General features: G+C 38.3%; 13 protein-coding genes. 9 read left to right on the top strand and 4 right to left on the bottom strand.

Annotated elements, in window-relative coordinates:
• Nucleotides 1-54: 54 nt before the first annotated feature.
• From ACFSKV_RS04530 to ACFSKV_RS04505, 6 genes are all read left to right on the top strand, one after another.
• Entirely contained in the window at nucleotides 55-447 is a 393-nt protein-coding gene (locus ACFSKV_RS04530) for a heme-binding domain-containing protein (protein ID WP_380800688.1), read from the top strand.
• Nucleotides 447-914, top strand: a complete 468-nt coding sequence (locus tag ACFSKV_RS04525; protein ID WP_380800687.1) for a heme-binding domain-containing protein — start codon at nucleotides 447-449, stop codon at nucleotides 912-914. The genes ACFSKV_RS04530 and ACFSKV_RS04525 overlap by 1 nt, the downstream gene beginning before the upstream one ends.
• A gap of 181 nt (nucleotides 915-1,095) precedes the next feature.
• Nucleotides 1,096-1,728, top strand: a complete 633-nt coding sequence (locus tag ACFSKV_RS04520) for a response regulator (RefSeq protein ID WP_380800686.1) — start codon at nucleotides 1,096-1,098, stop codon at nucleotides 1,726-1,728.
• A 252-nt stretch (nucleotides 1,729-1,980) separates the two neighbouring features.
• Complete coding sequence (locus ACFSKV_RS04515) at nucleotides 1,981-2,553, top strand: RNA polymerase sigma factor (protein ID WP_380800684.1); 573 nt, start codon at nucleotides 1,981-1,983, stop codon at nucleotides 2,551-2,553.
• Between the two features lie 99 nt (nucleotides 2,554-2,652).
• Nucleotides 2,653-3,066 carry a VOC family protein gene (locus ACFSKV_RS04510; protein ID WP_380800683.1) on the top strand — a complete coding sequence of 138 codons (414 nt, stop codon included), beginning with the start codon at nucleotides 2,653-2,655 and terminating at the stop codon, nucleotides 3,064-3,066.
• 67 nt (nucleotides 3,067-3,133) lie between these two features.
• Entirely contained in the window at nucleotides 3,134-3,823 is a 690-nt protein-coding gene (locus ACFSKV_RS04505) for a protein-L-isoaspartate(D-aspartate) O-methyltransferase (RefSeq protein WP_380800682.1), read from the top strand.
• A 31-nt stretch (nucleotides 3,824-3,854) separates the two neighbouring features.
• Here the strand turns inward: ACFSKV_RS04505 and ACFSKV_RS04500 are convergent, their stop codons facing one another.
• Complete coding sequence (locus ACFSKV_RS04500) at nucleotides 3,855-7,187, bottom strand: VCBS repeat-containing protein (protein WP_380800680.1); 3,333 nt, start codon at nucleotides 7,185-7,187, stop codon at nucleotides 3,855-3,857.
• A 310-nt stretch (nucleotides 7,188-7,497) separates the two neighbouring features.
• Here ACFSKV_RS04500 and ACFSKV_RS04495 point away from each other — a divergent pair, with 310 nt between their 5' ends.
• Nucleotides 7,498-8,919 (top strand): outer membrane protein assembly factor BamB family protein, encoded by a 1,422-nt coding sequence (locus ACFSKV_RS04495; protein ID WP_380800679.1) that lies wholly within the window; start codon nucleotides 7,498-7,500, stop codon nucleotides 8,917-8,919.
• 53 nt (nucleotides 8,920-8,972) lie between these two features.
• On the opposite strand, the gene ACFSKV_RS04490 is transcribed toward ACFSKV_RS04495, so the two are convergent.
• Together ACFSKV_RS04490 and ACFSKV_RS04485 are read right to left on the bottom strand one after the other, a co-directional pair.
• A complete protein-coding gene (locus tag ACFSKV_RS04490) occupies nucleotides 8,973-10,577 on the bottom strand; it encodes a SusD/RagB family nutrient-binding outer membrane lipoprotein (protein ID WP_380800678.1) in 1,605 nt (534 codons plus the stop codon).
• A gap of 17 nt (nucleotides 10,578-10,594) precedes the next feature.
• The gene (locus ACFSKV_RS04485; protein WP_380800677.1) at nucleotides 10,595-13,822 is read right to left on the bottom strand and encodes a SusC/RagA family TonB-linked outer membrane protein; all 3,228 of its coding nucleotides are present in this window, start codon (nucleotides 13,820-13,822) and stop codon (nucleotides 10,595-10,597) included.
• A gap of 480 nt (nucleotides 13,823-14,302) precedes the next feature.
• Here ACFSKV_RS04485 and ACFSKV_RS04480 point away from each other — a divergent pair, with 480 nt between their 5' ends.
• A complete protein-coding gene (locus ACFSKV_RS04480) occupies nucleotides 14,303-14,710 on the top strand; it encodes a thermonuclease family protein (protein WP_380800676.1) in 408 nt (135 codons plus the stop codon).
• A gap of 65 nt (nucleotides 14,711-14,775) precedes the next feature.
• Nucleotides 14,776-15,306, top strand: a complete 531-nt coding sequence (locus ACFSKV_RS04475; protein ID WP_380800675.1) for a YdeI/OmpD-associated family protein — start codon at nucleotides 14,776-14,778, stop codon at nucleotides 15,304-15,306.
• A gap of 233 nt (nucleotides 15,307-15,539) precedes the next feature.
• Here the strand turns inward: ACFSKV_RS04475 and ACFSKV_RS04470 are convergent, their stop codons facing one another.
• A complete protein-coding gene (locus ACFSKV_RS04470; protein WP_380800674.1) occupies nucleotides 15,540-17,414 on the bottom strand; it encodes a DUF4838 domain-containing protein in 1,875 nt (624 codons plus the stop codon).
• Between the last annotated feature and the right edge of the window lie 5 nt (nucleotides 17,415-17,419).

The following is a 17,419-nucleotide window of genomic DNA, read 5'->3' as shown; positions in this document are numbered from 1 at the left end:
TGCGTAATCAAAAAATAATGTGGAAATTTCAGTAACAAACCTAATTCTTGCACTATGAAAAAACTCTTCCTATTTCCAACATTGGCCTTACTTGGGCTACTTTTCTTTCAGGCTACCATAAAATCAGGTGCTGAAGCAGAAATTTTAGAACATACTATGGCGCCTGAAATGCCTGCAAATGTAAAGGCTGTTGTAGATCAAAAATGCTATGGATGTCACAATGCAGAATCCAAAAATGAAAAAGGTAAATCTAAATTGGATTGGGATGCTTTTGAAGCAACCAAAAAATCCAAACAATTGGCTACCATGGGCAAAATAACTGAGGTGTTGGAAAATGGGGATATGCCTCCTGCCAAATACCTTGAAAATAAACCAGAAGGTAAATTAACTGAAGCAGAATTAGCAACTTTATTGGAATGGAGTGCCGGTAAAAAGAAATCCAAATAATGAAAAAACGGTATTACATCCTGGGCTTGCTTTTATTGGTCTTCCTAGGCATACAGTTAGTTCCTAGTGAATTGCCTGAAGTAAAAGCCAATAATCCAGGAGATATTATTCAAAGTGGCCTCGTCAACCAAGACGTGGCTGCTTTGTTAAAAAAGTCATGTTATGACTGTCATAGCAATGAATCTGTATTTCCTTGGTATTCCCATATTGCGCCATCCTCCTGGTTGGTAGCCAAAGATATCAGGGAAGGAAGAGAAGAACTTAATTTTTCTGAATGGGAAAATTATGATATGATGAAAAAACTGAGTTTGTTGGATGATATCGCCATTGCAGTTAAAGAAGGAGAAATGCCTATGCAAATATACCTTTTGATGCACCCATCCTCCAAACTTGATGAAAACCAAAGACAGTCAATCATTGACTGGGCAGAAGAGTCAATGGATATTGTTGCAGAAGAAGAGGATTAAAATTACAAATTACAAAATCCAAATTACAAAAATCCAAACATCCCCCGTCACTTCCTGAATTTCTTCCCACTTCGGCTTCCGACTTCCCACTTCCCACTTCCTTACTTACCCCCTTTTTATGTGATTGAAATTCAAAGATTAAGTCTATTCCTTTGTATTATTAACATAAAATGCGTGTGCTATGATAAAAGTACTAATCTATGAAGACAATCCACAGCTAAGAGAAGGTCTGACTATGCTAATTGATGGAAGTGAAGGTTTTCAGGTATTGGGAGCATTTAAAAACTGTTCAAATATCGCATTTGAAGTGGGTTCCTATAAACCCGATGTAATCCTCATGGATATAGATATGCCAGGTGTAAATGGAATTGAGGGATTGAAAATTGTACGACAGTTCAATACAGAGGTCAGCATTTTGATGCTGACGGTTTTTGATGATAACAAGAATATTTTTGAAGCCCTTCAAAACGGTGCCAATGGGTATATTTTAAAGAAAACCCCTCCTGTCAAATTATTAGAATATATTCAGGAGGCTGCCACCGGAGGTGCACCCATGACCTCATCAGTAGCTGCACAGGTACTCAAAATGTTTTCCCAGATAAATATGCCCGCAGATAATGACTACAACCTTTCGGAAAGGGAAAAACAAGTACTGCAACTTTTGGTGAAAGGCTATTCTTATAAAATGATCGCATCGGAAATGTTTATCGCCATGGATACTGTCAGAAGCCATATCAAAAAAATCTATGAAAAGCTTCATGTAAATTCCAAATCAGAGGCGGTAGCAAAAGCATTCAGGGACCGTATTGTTTGAATTTCGGAAAAAATCCATTTCAAATTTCGATCTTTAAATATTCATTTGGAATACTGAATTTAATATTCCTTACTTTTTTCTGCCTTTTGCTATTTCTCTTTTAACCTTTTTCAGGTAATAACATCCTACCCTGCCGTCAAATTAAAAACCACATATTTCACACATTTATGTGATTTCCAGAGTCTTCCAAGATAATGAGATTTGTAATGTCCTTTATATGGAAACTATTAAACCAACAAACCATAAACCACAATGAAAATTATTAAAACTTTAACGGATGCCGAATTTATTCAAGGCTGTCAGGACCATGATCCCTTGGTTCAAAAAGCTGTTTATGAATTTTATTCCCAAAAAATGTATGCCCTTTGCCTGCGTTATGTAAAGGAAAGCGCTGCTGCAGAAGATGTCATGATCGTAGGTTTCATGAAAGTATTTGACCGTATCCATCAATTCAAAGGTACCGGAAGTTTTGGAGGCTGGATAAGAAGAATCATGGTCAATGAATGTCTGATGTATCTTGAAAAAGAGAAGAATCTTTATAAGGAAATTGGATTGGATGGGGTTCTTCCGGCACCGGTCTCCAGTCAGCCTTCGGATGAACTGGCTGTGGAAGACCTGATGAAATTGATCGACAATCTACCTACTGGATACAGAACTGTTTTTAATCTGTATGCCATTGAAGGATATTCCCATCAGGAAATTGCAAAAAAGCTTCAGATCAGCGAAAACACTTCCAAATCCCAGTTGAGCCGGGCAAGAACACAGCTTCAAAAAATGATCAATTTAAGGCAATATGCCAAAAAACCGAATTTGATGTATGCATAAGAAATGGGCTCATTCTTATCCCCTATGGAGAGCAATAATTACTTTAAATTGTTGCATGGCTTGTTTTTTGGTTGGATCTTAAAGCCTATAAAATAACCAATGAAGGTAAAGACCATGACTTTAGAACATGTAGCCCTTTGGACGGATAATCTTGAATCAATGAAAGCCTATTACCAGACTCACTTTGGAGGAATTCCCAACCAATTGTACAATAATCCAAAAACTGGATTTAAGAGTTATTTTTTGACTTTTAAAGGCGGTGCCAGGTTGGAAATTATGCAAATGGAAGGGATTCCTCAAAATTCCAATGATACCAAAGAAAAACAGCATCTGGGTCTGATTCACCTGGCATTCGGGGTAAGTAGCAAAAAAGAAGTCGAGCAAAAGGCCATTGAGTTAAAAGATGCAGGATTTGAAATTTTAAGAGGACCTAGAACTACCGGAGATGGATATTATGAATTCGAAACCCTTGATCCAGATGGCAATAGAATAGAAATCACCTATAAACTTTGAAGCAGTGAATTTTCACCTTTAAAGAGATTTTTAAATCCATTTAAAATTCCTAAATTAAATATCGTTAATGATGGTCCCAATGAAAATCATCTGGATATTTTTGATTTTATTTCTCTGGCAAACTGACCCATATAAATCAAAAAGGGAGAAGATGGTTGAATCTCAAATAGAAGCCAGAGGAATTAAAGACGAATCAGTTTTGGAGGCTATGCGAAAAGTCCCTAGACATTTGCTGGTACCTGAAAAAATAAGAGAATATGCTTATTCAGACATGCCTCTTCCTATTGGAGAAGGACAGACTATTTCTCAGCCTTACATCGTGGCCTTGATGACTGAACTGATCAAACCGGATAAAAACATGAAAGTCTTGGAAATAGGAACAGGTTCCGGCTACCAGGCAGCAGTATTGGCAGAGATTGTAAAAGAAGTGTATACCATTGAAATTTTTGAGGCTTTGGGATTAAGGGCTGAACGTGATCTGCAATCCCTGGGTTATGAGAATATTCAGGTAAGGATTGGAGATGGTTATCAAGGTTGGCCGGATAAAGCCCCCTTTGATGCCATCATCGTTACAGCAGCTCCAGAAACAATCCCTCAACCTTTAATTGATCAGTTGGCAGAAGGGGGAAGAATGATCATACCTGTTGGCGAGGAAGGCAAAGTCCAAGAGCTGATTTTAGGTGAAAAGGTAAAAGGTAAATTCAGAACACGATTTATCAGCAGCGTCCGCTTTGTTCCTTTTTTAAGGGATAAATAAATAAAGGAAATAAACAGAGAAGAAGCATGATTTAATTCTCAGTTTCTTTTTCTCCCAAATTATTCAAATAATAACTTTCCAGATTTTGGTTGTTGATACCTACAAGAAGAACCTCGATATTTCCAATTTTAACTTGCTCCATTGATTTCACATCTCCCATAAAATTGAATCCTGATTTTTGTTGATTCATGTATTGGAAATTTCCCTTACCATCACCTTTAAACAACTGTCCAAAATTTGAATCCATTACCCCGATTCTCAACCGGCTGGAATTTTGGTTTCCTGCTAAGATCATATCTAAATGCCCATCCCTATCGAAATCACCTACATGAATGGCGTAAACAGGTGCGAACTGCGCCTCTATTGGTAAAGGTTTGGGAATCAATTTTCCACCTCTGTTTTCGAGGTAAAAAGATCTTAATTCATTTACCTCTAACATTTTTGATTTCTTAATTTGTTCGGAAGTTAAAATATCCTCAAGCTTGGCATCTGCATATGCCCCATAATTTGTGAATTTACTGCGCATGCCATACATCTGATCCAGTAATTCATCTCTACTGGCAAAAGGATAAGCTTTACCCTGAATGAAATATGTCAAAATTGGGTCAACAGATCCATTACCATCAAAATCATCATAGTATAATTTTATGGGTTCTAAATTACTGGCCTTCAGCTGGGAATTCAATCCAAAATTGCCAAGAATAAAATCCATATCCCCATCCCCATCAAAATCCCCCTTTGAAATAGATGACCAAAGCCCTTGAATAGGGTCCTCGAAATAATTTAATGTGGCATCTATGAATTTCTTCCCCTCTTGGTTCAAAAATACCTTAATTGGCATGAATTCTCCTACTACAATCAAATCGGAAAATCCATCTCCATTCATGTCTGTCCAAACTGCATCTGTGACCATTCCTCCATACTCAAGCTCAGGAATATAAGTACTGATCACATCTTCAAACTTTCCATTTCCTTTATTTTTGAACAATATACTTTTTGGACTTGAGGGGTATTCACCCGGAACTACCCTCCCACCTACGAAAAGGTCTAAGTGGCCATCCCCATCAAAATCTGTCACTTCGACACAAGAAGCACTTGAATAAATATTGGGCAAAGCTTCTGGATCTTTTTTAAAATTTCCACCTCCCTGATTGATATACAATCTGTCTTTCAATCTAAAATCATCTTTTTTGTAGTCATGGTACCCCCCACTGGCCAAATAAAGGTCGGGAAGACTATCTCCATTTGCATCAAAAAAAACAGCGTCTGCATCCGTATAGCCCTTGTCCAATGAAAGATCAAGACCTTGGGAATGAATAAACTGACCGTTTGAAACCTGCAAAAACATCTTGCCGGGAGAGCCAAATGTGCCACCCACAAAGACATCTGTAAAACCATTTTTATTGATATCTGCTGAAGTAATCGTAGGACCACAGGTGGATAGCATGTGGATCAATAAAGGCTGTCTTTTGAAATCATTATATCCATACTCCACATGTTCATTGGCAATAGGAGATTTGATGCGAATAAATAATCCATCTTCCTCCGATTTCACATTTTCAATTGGCAAACTTGCATTACTTTGATTTATGGTAATTAAACTGTTTGCAGCTAAATCATATAAAGATTCCGTTTTTCCATCTGGCCAAACTACAATAAGAGAGTCAATTTTTTCAGATTTACCCAATCCAAAATGAGCCCTATGGGTCATAGAAGACTGAAATCCTCTTGTAGGTTGTTGTTCATAAAACTGGAGCTTATTTTCAGAATAGAGCGTTAGTTTTGTACCATAGCCAAAACTGTTTTTTCCTTGTCCTTTGAGATCAATCTGCAGGTAATTATTGGTTCCTGAATTGCCAAGCGTATTTCGATAAACTGATGCAGGTCCATCAATATTGTTTACAACAAAATCAAGATTGCCATCATTATCCAAATCAGCGTAAGCAGCCCCATTTGAAAAATTAGGTCCTGAAATTCCCCAGTCTTTATTTTTATTGGAAAAAGTGAGATTACCATTATTCTTGAAAATATAATTCTGCACAGGAGTTGAAGACATACTGGTGACCAGGAAGAGCGTGTCCGCAGGTAATTTTTCCCTTGCCTGATTAAAATAATAATCCCCTCTGAATTTTAGGAAATCCCTATTGGTATAATCTCTGTAATACCCATTACTGATAAATAAATCTTTCCATCCATCATTATCAAAGTCTGTAAAAAATGAAGCCCAACTCCAATCTGTGTTTGAAATTCCAGCCAATTGTCCTATTTCACTGAAGGTGCCATTTCCATTATTGAGATGGAGCATATTACGCATATTCTGGTGGTAAAAACCTTTCATGACCATCAACGCATATTGCTCATAATTTTCAGGACCATAGAGTAATTTTTGCCTTTTATTATCTTCGGGAAGCATATCCAAAGTAAAGATGTCAGGTAATCCATCATTGTTGATATCGCTAATATCCGAGCCCATCGAGAAATAGGATATGTGCTGTAAATAACTGGTCAGAGATTCAGTAAACGTACCATTCCCATTATTGATATAAAGATAATCAGGCTCTATGTAATCATTGGAAACATGGATATCGGGATAACCGTCCCCATTTATATCTGAAACTGCAACTCCCAATCCAAAACCCATGGAATTCCCCATAATGCCGGCAGATTTGCTCACATCAATGAACTTTCCTGCATCATTCCTGTAAAGTTTATCACCTGCCAATGGATTCCGGTCCATTCTCGCTTTGTCAAATTCAATTTCATTGATCACATTGGTATTGTGGTTCAATAGATACATATCCAGGTCCCCATCAAGATCAAAATCAAAAAAAATAGCTTGAATGCTGTTTGAATAGTCTGCAATTCCATATAATTCAGCCTCTTCTTTAAATGTACCATCTTTTTGATTGACAAAAAGCTGGTTTTTCATGGACTCCAGATTGCCCCTTCCGGAATAGCAGACATAAATATCCAACCAACCATCTCCATTGACATCAGCCATTGTAACACCAGTAGTCCATGAATCTTTGCCTGCTACGCCTGCTTCCTTTGTGATATCTTTGAATTTAAAATTTCCAAGGTTTAAATAAAGCTTATTAGGAACCATATTCCCGGTAAAATAAAGATCATCTAGCCCATCATTATTGACATCTCCAATAGCCACTCCCCCACCATTATAAAAATATTCATACCTAAGAACATTGTTTGATTTATCTTCAGTTAGCTTGTTCTGAAACTTGATACCGGATTTATTTGGGGCAACAAGTTCAAATAATGGTTTTTCAGCTTTATCTGCATGGTCAAAAACATCACCCAAATGAAAAAAGAGTAAAAAAATCAATACAAGAGGAGCAGTAAACTTCATAGCTTATTAATTGTTGGGTATAAATTCAAAGTTAGCAACAGGTTTGAGTAATAAAATTAAATTTAATCCCTGAGTCATAAAAATGCAATGAATTTGATCATCCTTGCATTTTAATTTTAATGATATCATCATTTCTACACCTAGTTAAAAAGAATTTCTGATAAACAATTTATCTTTAGTATTGAAACATATTGCTTTATTCAAAATGGCATCAAGGTCTGCATTTCTAAAATCCAAAAGATTGATTTTTTTTACATTTTGGGCTATTTTTTTTCATTTACAAATTTCATGCAATACCAAAAAAAGTGAAGTGAAATGGACAGTGGATTTTCCGGTCATTGGATCCCAATCTTCTCCAAGAACTACCGATCTTAATGGTGATGGGGTCTTGGATATTGTCATTGGCGCTGGAAAAAATGAATTCCAGCCTAGTGATCAGGGTATTCTTGCCCTAAATGGGCTCAACGGAGAAATACTTTGGCAGCATGAAGCTGAGGACCAGGTCTATGGTTCAGCTACATTTGTTGACATAAATCAGGATAATATTCAGGATGTTATTATTGGAGGGAGAACTCCTCAGCTTAGTGCCTTGGATGGACGCTCAGGAAAACTTCTTTGGAAGTATGCTTATTCTTTTGAAGACCATCCTATTCTTCAATATGCCAAATTCAATTTCAATAATTCAGTTTGGATACCTGATCAAAATGGAGATGGAATTGCTGATATTTTAACAGTGAATGGAGGAAATGCGGAAGCAAAACCATTTGAAGAGGAAAACCGGTACCCTGGCGTTCTCATGCTGATTGATTCCCGCACTGGAAATATCCTGGCATCAGACACGATGCCGGATGGCAAAGAATCTTATATGTCTCCCTTGGCATTTTCCATTCCCAACCGTAAAGAAACTTTTATCCTATTCGGCTCAGGGGGCGAAACCTTAAGTGGAAATCTTTACTTGGGAAACTTAGAAGATTTAAAAAGTCAGAAATTAAAACAATCAAAAGTAATTGCTTCAGAATCAGGACATGGTTTTATTTCTCCACCGGTCCTGGCCGATATCAATTTGGATGGAATCCTGGATATTATTGCAATTTCACATTCAAGTACTCTTTTTGCTATTGATGGAAGCACCCATGAATTGCTTTGGAAAAATAAAATTGAAGGAACAGAATGCTCCAACAGTTTTGCAGTTGGATATTTTAATAAGGATAATATACCTGATTTCTTCACTTTTGTAAGTAAAGGGATATGGCCTGAAAATACAGGATTATTACAGGTAATGGTCAGTGGGAAAGACGGCAATATTGAGTATCTGGATTCCCTTGGTTGTGCAGGTTTTTCTTCCCCCGTCTCTTATGATCTCAACCATGATGGAATAGATGAAGTTCTGATCAGCATCAATGAATATGATTGCGATCGAAAAATAACAGATCAATCTTCTTTTCCAATTGAAAATAAACTATTGGCGATTGATTTTAAAAATCAAAAAATATGGCCTATTGACCAAAGCCAATCAATGAAAAATATTTTTTCAACCCCATGGATTGGTGATCTCGACAGCGATGGATATCTGGATATCGTTCATTTTCAGTATTTCAGCCATTCTGATATCCTTTCATTTCTGGGTATGAGGGCCAAAAGAATTGATACATCTGTAAAAATTAAAAAAGATATCCTTTGGGGAGCATACATGGGAAGTAATGGAGATGGAATTTTTAAAAACTACAAATAAAAAAACCCGGAATTGTCATTCCGGGTTTTAAAGAATATTGAATTCAAGAAATATTATCTTGCCACATCCCACCAAACTCTTGTGGTGAATATATCCGGCAGCGTTGCCCCAGCTTGAAAATTCTGGTTTGTGGCTACTTCAGCAGCAGGATACCTCAGTCTTCTCATGATCTGACCATCTGTAACACTTGCAGGATGGTCTGTTGGAACCAAAACCGGGTATCCAGTTCTTCTCCAATCTGACCAAGCTTCCCACCAGTTAAAGAACTTGCTTACCCATAATTGTTCTCCAATCATTTCTAATGCAGGCTTTTCAACTCCATAAGGATGACGGGTTAGATAAGAAGCCACTTGGGCATCAGAAACTGTCAAGGAAGGATCAAAAGGTGTAAACATTTGCATGGCACCTTTCACACCGGCTTCATAATGATCCTTAGCAGTACCGGTGATACCTGATCCTATACCGCGTTCCAAAGCTTCTGCCTGTAAAAACGCAGATTCTGCAAAGTTCATTAAGATATAAGGTGCATCTCTTTGTAGCATAAGGTAATTGATTCTTGAGTAAGTTGAGGTCTGGTCAACCGGACCTCCTTCAAGTTCGTCCAAACCTGCTGCATCAAAACCATTAGGCATCCCTTTTTGCTCCAAAGGGTTAGTGTTGATCGGCGTCCAGGCCACAGCAGACCAATCAGCTATACCACCGCTGATAATCATCAAACGTGGATCCACCTCATCAGCTGTGGTAGCACCTGCTTTCAACCAATCAACCAAGGTTTTACTCAAAAAACTTGGCTGGCCACCATCGCCTGGATAAAAGGCTCTAGAAATCCCATTTTGATTGGTCCAAAGGCTTGGCCCTTCAGACATAGGAACCCATGCATTGTCTGCATTGCTCTGCATGACCCCACCTGCAATAGCCTTGGTGACATACTCATTCGCAAGAGCAGGGGCAACATTGGATACCCTCATAGCCAATCTGAGCATTAGGGAATATCCAAAACGTTTCCATTTAGCAATATCCCCATTGAAAATAATATCTGCCCTAGCAAACCCTTCATCAGGATTTGAAGGACTTATGGCAGCGGATGCTTCCTCCAATTCCTTCAGGAGGTGAGGATAGATATCAGATTGATTATCATATTTTGGAAAATACAAACCATCCATCCCTTGAAGGGCTTCAAAATAAGGAATATTGCCATAGAAGTCTGTCAATCTATGGAAATTTAGAACACGTAAAATCCTTGCGGCATTTCTCAAATTGACTTTATTTCCTTCGTCATAGCCGCCGGGACCGGTTTGACGGAGTACTTCGGAAATGTTTTTTAAGGCGTCTCCATACCAAAATTCGAAAGGCGCGTTATTGGATTCGAAATTTTCCGTGTATTTATCACCTGGAGCTATTCCCCCTCCGGCATTAGCCAATTGTTGGATCAAATAGGCAGTCATTCCTATATTTGTTCTCCAGTCGATATATCGATTATCACCAGCAGATCCACCTGATGCAGAACCTAACTGGGCTGCAGTAAATATGAAATTCAAATCTACTTGGTTAACTGCCTGCGGATTGATGTTCAAATCATGCAGTTCATCAGTATCACATGCGATCATGGGTATAGCCAAGATCAGCAAATAAATGATCGTTTTATTTATAATTTTCATACGAATTTCTTAAAGAGTTAGAAAGTAGCATTCAGGTTAAATCCATATGTCCTGGTCTGCGGCATTCCGAAATAGTCAAGTCCTTGTCCATTTCCTGAGGAGTATGCAGATTCCGGATCGATGTTTTCAACATTCTTCCAAAGAATAGCAAGGTTCCTTCCTACGAAGGAAAGGCTAAGGGAATTAAACGGTGTTCGGTCAATTATTCTCCTTGGGAAGCTATACCCGAAAGTAAGTTGGCGCAGTTTCGCAAATGATCCATCATAAATGAAATGATCTTGAACCCTATTGCCCATCTGATTCCAGTAATTGTTGGCCTCTCCTGGGGTTAGCGTTTTACTGAATGGCTCATAAATTGGATTACCGCTTCCATCTGTACCTGTTTGAACTACTCCTGATACAGACAAAGGTTCTTCACCCAATCTTCCCTGAAGACTTTGCTTATGCAAGCCCCATTGTGTCAAACGGAGGTTGGTTCCTGAATATAAGTCTCCTCCCAATCTGAAATCAATCAGGAAGGATAAATTAAATCCTTTGTATGAGAAACTGTTGTTTAATCCACCTGTCCAATCAGGTATACCATTTCCGATAACTTCCATTTGACTTGACTGAACCGGGGCTCCATTAGCTTCAAAGACCAAATTGCCATTAGGATCACGTTTTTGTACCCATCCTGCTATGACACCAAAAGGATAACCTGTCCTATGCTGGATAAATACAGTCCTTGTCCTGGGTTCTTCCACATTTAAAATGTCATTTCCTTCGATCAGTGAAATTACCTTATTTCTATTTCTTGCTATATTCAAGGACACATCCCATTTAAAGGCACCTTTTGAAACCGGTGTCGCAGAAATCAAGGCTTCAATTCCACGGTTCTGCATTTCTCCTAAATTAACCAAGGTTGAACCAAAACCAGAAGACCTGGACACCCCGGCATTCAATTGATCATTGGTACTTCTCTGTGAATAATAAGTAAAATCCAACCCTAACTTGTTCTCCAAAAATCTCACATCAAAACCAAACTCGGTTTCAGTTGAAAGCAATGGCTTTAAGAATCGGTTTGGTATAGTACCTGCATTTCCCTGCGCGGTGGCAAATGTGGCCATGGCAACTTGCTGGCCTTGGAAATTAATGGCCGGAGCTCCCAATAGTGAATAAACATTGGCGATCTGGTATGGTCCAACCGTTGAATTTCCTACCTGAGCCCAAGATGCCCTGATTTTACCAAAACTTAACCAACTAGGTAAATTCTTCATGGCATCGGTGAAGACAAAACTGGAACCAATGGAAGGATAGGTAATATTATTGTTTTCAGGATCCAATACTGAGAACCAGTCTGTCCTGGCTGTGGCAGTTAAAAACACAATGTTTTTATAACTGAATTCACCCGATGCAAAAACAGAATTGATTCCCCATTCGGAAAATCCATAACCAAAGTTTCTGGTAACTGTATTATTGATGGCATGGAAAAAAGGCACATTAAAACGTTGTCCATTAGCAGAAATGGTTTCATCCTGCCTTCTCATTCTATTGGCCCCAACAAAAACATTGACACCATAATTTCCAAAGGTACGGTTGTAACCCATAATGGCTTCGAGGTTGACTTCACTCACGTTTCTGGAACTCTCACTCATATCACCTCCCCTGTTATACCCTGTACCCTGGGGAGTTAAAGTAGTACCTCTTCTATTAAACCAATCCAATCCCGCTCTACCTGAAATGTAAAGATGGTCGGTAATATCATACCTCAAAGATCCCGAAGTAATAATCCTATTTCGGATATCATTTATTGATAATTGATAAGTAGAGAAATATGGGTTTTGTCCCCAAGGGTTATTGACCATTAAATATTCTTCCCCTACAGCAAAGCCCCAGGTACTCAAAAGTGCAGGGTCTGTATTTGCAGGAATCGTACCTAATTTATCTGGATTTCCTCTACCCCATTCTACATTAACGTTTGGTGGAAGTGCATAGATGGATTGGAATGCATTACCTGGTGAATCAGATAACCTAGGTCTATTTTTAGTATCTTCCCTGGAATACATCACCTTGGCATCAAATGTCAGTTTTTTGCCGAATTTACCATTTGAGGCCAAAGATAAATTCAAACGGTCAAAACCGGCATTTGGAACAACAGAGGTACTCCTCAGATCTGTCATAGTAAATCTAAAGGTTTGATTTTCTCCTCCACCTGTCAAGGCAATTGTATTGGTAAATGCTGTTCCGGTTTCATAAAACCTTTTCCAGTTATCACCCGCATATACATAAGGTCTTTCTACCCCATCAAAATGCATCGAGGTACCAGATCCCAATCTTTCTCCCCAAGCCTGTGTACCCCAGTCATAACCTTGTCTTACTGTGGTGGGTCTGACGGCCGCTCCATTGACTAAATCTCCCTGAAACCTTCCGGCACCAAAGGTTCTCTGAAGGTCAGTTTGATCATTGATCTGCTCAAATACCACATTCGAATTGAATTCAACTCCTATACCTTTTCGCGTTGAACCTCTCTTCGTTGTGATCAAAATTACACCATTTGCAGCTCTGGCACCATATAACGCTGCAGCTCCCGCACCTTTTAATACTGACATGGATTCTATATCATCAGGGTTGATACTGGTCATACCATCACCCCCATCGGATCCACCCCATACACCTGCCTGGCCAAAGTTGGTGTTGTCAATAGGAATACCGTCCACCACATATAAAGGTTGGTTATTACCCATCAAGGAAGTATTTCCCCTGATAATTACCCTTGAGGAGCCTGCCGGACCTGAAGCCACATTGGTTACGTTAACACCAGCAACCCTACCAGCAAGCTGATTGGCAATGTTGTTTTCCCTGGCTTGAACAAATTCCTCACCATTAACCTTGGTAATGGAATACTGTAATGCTTTTACATTCCTTTCAATACCTAAGGCAGTGACAACAAATTCACCCAATTCTGAGGCATCCTCAATCATGTCAACATTGATTACTGACCGATTACCAACGGTAATTTCCTGGGTTGTATACCCAATGTAGGAAAATACCAATACCGCTGAGGGTCCAGTTACATTAATGGTGTAATTGCCATCAATGTCTGTTGCAACCCCGGTTGAGGTACCTTTGATAATTACTGAGACCCCCGGAAGGGACATTCCGTCAGTACTGCTACTGACTTTTCCTGTTACTGTTTGGGCTACGACCTGAAATGAGAAGGCCATAAATACCACCAGTACAGTTAGTAAAGGTTTTACATTTTTCATGGAGTTTTTTAATTGTTAAAGGCTTATTAATTAATTGAATTCAACAAACCGGCTTTACGGTACCTAGTGCTGGACGCTGAAAAATTAATACCTAACAAAATAATTAACCTTAAATATCACTGATAACAAAACTTTTGAGATAAGAAGAATTATTTTACTTAGCACAAATCAATCAGACAGAACTAAAAATAAAATTTAATTTTTTAAAAAAAAACAAAATTCTGAAAAAAAATAATTAGTTGCTAAATCGTTTTAATTTACTAGAGATACTGTTTAATCTCTAAAAGTTATTTTTCAACAAACTAATTTAAAAGAGTCCAATTGAAAGATTCCATCTTTGGTTTGCATACCTCATCGGTTATATTTAAAACAAAAATTAATTCAAATATGCACTCCCCTTTAATTCGACCCCTTATTGTGGGTTTGCTAATAACACTCCTTTTTAATTTTTCATTTTCGCAAATTCAAGAAAAAGAATGGTTGGAAATAACCAAATTCGTTGATGGAGATACTTTCTGGGTGAAGAATATTGCAGGGCAGGAAGAAAAAATCAGGTTAATTGGAATTGATGCACCAGAAGCTAGGAAAACTGGCAAAAAAGAAATCGGGCATTATGGCAAAGAGGCTTCTGCCAATATTGAACGAATTCTATTGGGGAAAAGGGTCAGACTTGAATTCGATGTCAGCAGATACGATAGGTACAAAAGAACTTTGGCCTATGTATTTCTGGAAGATGGAACGTTCCTTAATGCTTATTTAGTCAAAAATGGATATGCGAGCGTGATGACAGTTCCTCCAAATGTCAAATATGCAGAGCTCTTTGTTTCCTTGCAAAGGGAGGCGAGAGATAATAAAAGGGGACTCTGGAAAACAAATTCCATAGATTGAGCGTCATCTATAGTTAACTTGATATTTCAATACCCTCCAAAAAAGAAAAAACAGTGTGAATGGAAATGGGTAAAAAAACAACTTTCAAATCCAACCTTGAAAACTTTCATAGCAGTTTGTGGCAGTACCATACCCCTATTCCTGATGAAATCGCCATTGAGTTTATAGAGGGGGATAATAAAAGAATAATCTGTCAATTGAATGACCTCCCTCCCTACCCGGCTGCCTTGATGAAAACGAAGGACTATTGGTTTGTTTTGATCAATAAATCCCTTCTGGAAAAACTGAAAATCCAAGAAGGGGAAACACTCACCATCAGCATTGAAAAAGACCATTCTGAATATGGACATGAAATGCCGGAAGAATTACAGGTATTGTTGGACCAGGATAACCTTGGCAACCAATATTTCCACACATTGACAAAAGGCAAACAAAGGAGCCTGGTTTATTTGGTTACCAAAGTAAAAAACTCAAATTCCAGGCTTAATAAATCCCTTGCAATAATTGAACACCTTAAAGAAGTCAAGGGAAAATTAGACTATAAAAAGCTCAATGAAAAAATCAAGTATTACAACAACTTGGGACCCAATTTTTAAAACAAGGGTTTATTTGAAAGGTTTTAACCAAATTATTGTTAACTTTTTAATTTAAATGATACACTAAGAAAGTATAACTCCTTTGTTCTGGTAACCGGAATTATAAAGTAAAATTAAAAAAATGGAATTCCATCCAAGTCAACGACCCCAGGTTTATTCAAAGCAAAACTATAGAATTCTATTGAACCAATTTTGATTTGGACGGCTTCCCAATAATTCTTCTAAACACTTATTTACCTTGCTACCAAAATGGGATACTTCTCTAAATATTCCACGGGAGTTGTATGCCACTCGGATAATCTACTGACCTTGGTCTGCATACAATGGTAGATAAAATCATAGAGTAGCTGGCTGACTTCAAAAGGTAATTTGAGTTTTTCTGGTGCTATAGGTCCAAAATTAACCCAATTGCTTGCCTGTTCCTCCTTTGTAATTTCCAACATGGCATATTGAACAGGTAAGCGGGCGGATTTTACCCTGCTTAACAATTCAGGATCTTTTTTGACAGATTTCTCTGCCCTATCGAAAATGACATTGTAGGAACGTATGAGTTCAGGTGTCAGGAAACTATCCTTTTCCTTTTGGGGACCGCCGAAAATTGACATCTTCCTTCCTGTAAAACCCTGATTGTTATCATGGATCAAATCGATGTATTGTTGAATATAAGGAGCAGCATTTCCATAAAATTCTTTCAGAAAACCATCCATTTCCCTTTTTACATCGATATCAGGATTCCAAAGTAATTTGGCAAGAAGATAAGCCCTAAGCTCAGCAAACTCCCCTCCACTCTGAATATTTCCCTGCTCGAAAACTGCACTAACTCTATTCTTCTTCAAGAACTGCACATTTGGCTGCAAGGTCCTCAGATTGGGAAAAGGAGAAACCAAGTTGGAAAACTGAATGGTATAGTCCCAAACAAGAATATTGTCAGTGATTTTTCCCCAACCTTCCAGATCTTTGCTAAAATCCACATCACCTGTTTCCATTGGCTCATTTCTGGTGCTTTCAATACTGCAAAGCATGATATTGACATTATCTCGGGGCACAATGCCTTTAGGCGGCACGCGTGTATATTGATATGCCAAGGTAGAAATGATTTTATCCGGAAATCGCTCTGCCACTTTATTGATAAAAGTTAAAAGAGATCCCATTCCCAAAGCGGGATAAAGGCTGCCATGTGTGGCATACATTTTTTCTTCAGGAGCAAATGCCGCAAACTCCGCATCAAGGGCTGCACAATGTTCACAGCGGCAATAATTCACATTGTCATTTTGACTCACTGACCAATACCTTGCCTGAGGCCTTTTTTCTATCGCAGCTTTAAGGTTTTTGGTGACAATCTCCAGCACTTCCGGATTGGACAGGCAAAGTTGTGCCTCCGGCTGCACACTTTTCCCATCCCAGGAAGGAATCAGACCAGGATGACGTCTTCCATCATAAAAACTGAAATATTCAGGATTGCTCTCCCCATATTCTTTTGGATCCAAAAGGTTATGGAAAGTATGTACCCAAAATCCCCACTCCGAAGGAGCTGTCCCTCTTTCCCCATGTGAATGTAATTTGTGCCAATCCATATAAGAAGGATCATATACATCATGATAAAAAACTTCCCTGAATGAAAATGCAGGTAAATCCACATCCTCAATTTCACCAATTTTAATTGTTTTTTTCTTCGGTACTATTTCCACTGAAGATGAATATTTCCTACAGTCCAGGTATTTCTCCAAAAACGCATATACTCCATAAATCACCCCCTTCTTTGGCCCCCCTGTGATAATCAATTTGCTTCCTGTATTTTTTATATATAAACCATCCTGCCCTAGTTTTTCATAAGGAACCAAACCGGATTCAGGACGCCTTACATTTCCAATCAAAATCTCATAGTTACCGGGTGGTTCATTATCATGCGCTAAAGGAATCATAAATCCAGAAATCCTATATAGGTAATCCTGAAGAATTTTGCCTGCCTGGATTTCCTGAATCTCCGCGTTTTCTGGAATAATGATCTTAAAATCCGATTTCAGGTTTTTAACCAAGGTTAAATCCTTGGCTGAGGAAATAGATGAAAAAAAGAAAAACGCAAAAAACAAATAAGTCAATTTTTTCATATATG

This window comes from Shivajiella indica (assembly GCF_042683085.1).
Classification (GTDB): Bacteria; Bacteroidota; Bacteroidia; order Cytophagales; family Cyclobacteriaceae; genus Shivajiella; species Shivajiella indica.
The sequence above is the reverse complement of the archived record's forward strand: the minus strand, read 5'-3'. Positions and strand labels throughout refer to the sequence as shown.

Bases quoted from the DNA above. Each gene is read 5' to 3' on its own strand.
- ACFSKV_RS04475 (WP_380800675.1), top strand. From the start codon at position 14,776: ATGGGTAAAAAAACAACTTTCAAATCCAACCTTGAAAACTTTCATAGC.
- ACFSKV_RS04500 (WP_380800680.1), bottom strand. From the start codon at position 7,187: ATGAAGTTTACTGCTCCTCTTGTATTGATTTTTTTACTCTTTTTTCAT.
- ACFSKV_RS04525 (WP_380800687.1), top strand. From the start codon at position 447: ATGAAAAAACGGTATTACATCCTGGGCTTGCTTTTATTGGTCTTCCTA.
- ACFSKV_RS04505 (WP_380800682.1), top strand. From the start codon at position 3,134: ATGATGGTCCCAATGAAAATCATCTGGATATTTTTGATTTTATTTCTC.
- ACFSKV_RS04485 (WP_380800677.1), bottom strand. From the start codon at position 13,822: ATGAAAAATGTAAAACCTTTACTAACTGTACTGGTGGTATTTATGGCC.
- ACFSKV_RS04510 (WP_380800683.1), top strand. From the start codon at position 2,653: ATGAAGGTAAAGACCATGACTTTAGAACATGTAGCCCTTTGGACGGAT.
- ACFSKV_RS04515 (WP_380800684.1), top strand. From the start codon at position 1,981: ATGAAAATTATTAAAACTTTAACGGATGCCGAATTTATTCAAGGCTGT.
- ACFSKV_RS04520 (WP_380800686.1), top strand. From the start codon at position 1,096: ATGATAAAAGTACTAATCTATGAAGACAATCCACAGCTAAGAGAAGGT.
- ACFSKV_RS04530 (WP_380800688.1), top strand. From the start codon at position 55: ATGAAAAAACTCTTCCTATTTCCAACATTGGCCTTACTTGGGCTACTT.
- ACFSKV_RS04470 (WP_380800674.1), bottom strand. From the start codon at position 17,414: ATGAAAAAATTGACTTATTTGTTTTTTGCGTTTTTCTTTTTTTCATCT.
- ACFSKV_RS04490 (WP_380800678.1), bottom strand. From the start codon at position 10,577: ATGAAAATTATAAATAAAACGATCATTTATTTGCTGATCTTGGCTATA.